General features: G+C 64.5%; 1 protein-coding gene. It reads right to left on the reverse strand.

Annotated features, from left to right (window positions below; all coding sequences use genetic code 11):
• The coding region (locus AC1D1T_RS32595) for an RHS repeat-associated core domain-containing protein (protein WP_477993494.1) at positions 1 to 1,206 on the reverse strand (1,206 nt) is incomplete at both ends.

The following is a 1,206-nucleotide window of genomic DNA, read 5'->3' on the forward strand; positions in this document are numbered from 1 at the left end:
GCCTAATACTACTTGCGACGCTACTCAGGGCCTTGAGTCCGATCGACTCCACTGGCACGGCATTGGACGACAGTTCATACACGCCGTGCAAGGCCCCGCCCATCGAATACGGCACCAGCCCCGCGGCCTCGGCGCGTCTGACCTTCTCGCGATTAGCCGCGTAGTTGTTGTAGCTGAGCTTGCTCAACGCCTCGTCGGACAACAGACTGTAGTCCGGGACCTTGAAGAAGTCTCCGACCATTCGCAGGATCTGCCCGGTCCACTTCGAACCGCCTTCGTCCTGCTGCGAACCGGCCGTGGTGGAACCACTTCCTGACGAAGAGCTTTCCAGCGTGGGGCCACCGGAATCAGTGTCAACCTGACAAATCGGGTCGCAATCCGTCCCACCCCATTTTCCATGGCCGCTTCTTCTCCAGAAGTCGTCTGTCTTGCTTCTTCCTGCCACCTCAGCCCAGCCGCTCGGGTCCGTACGCGCCAGCGGATCGTTGCGCACGTAGCTGTAGCGGTTGTAGGCCTGCAGGTCCGACGGGTCGCTGACGAGCTGGTCTGTCGACAGGAAGCGCCCTATGGTGGCGTCGTACAGCCGGCCGTTCATGTGCGTGAGCCCGATGTCGTCGAGCTGCTCATGGCCGGTGAAGCCGCGGTCCGTGCCGCTGTTGACGGCGGGGCTCCAGTCGATCACCAGCGTGCCGGCAGCGTCGTAGTTGCCGTTCGCAAAACGCCGCTTGCCGAACGGGTCGTATGCATCACGGGCCGTCACATCGCCGTTGTGGTCGGTCGTCGCCGCGATGCTGCCCAGGTGATCCTTGTGCCAGTACTCCAGCTTCACCGCGCTCAGGCTCGACTGCACGGGCGGTGCGGTCTGCGTAGCGCCAAGCGTAGGCAGCGCGCCGGTGGTGACCAGCACCCCAAGGCTCTGGCCGCCTGCGCTCARGTAGTGGCGGTTGCTCGTGACCGCAGGGTTCGCAGCGCTCGGGCTCGTCGGCGCGTTGACCTCGCTCTCGAAGGCCAGACCACCCGTGTTGTCCGAGTGCAGGTACCACGTGGTTCTCGTACCGGCGTTGGTGCCGCTCGGGATGGTCCGCACTTCGCGGATGCGCGCGTGGTCCTCGTCGTAGCCCCACACGTAGCTCGGCCCGCCTGCAGGCCCTTGCACTCCGCTCTGACTGTCCGGCAGGTTGAAGCCCGTGAAGGTGATGCCTCGAT

This window comes from Rhizobacter sp. P2_H3 (assembly GCF_056403355.1).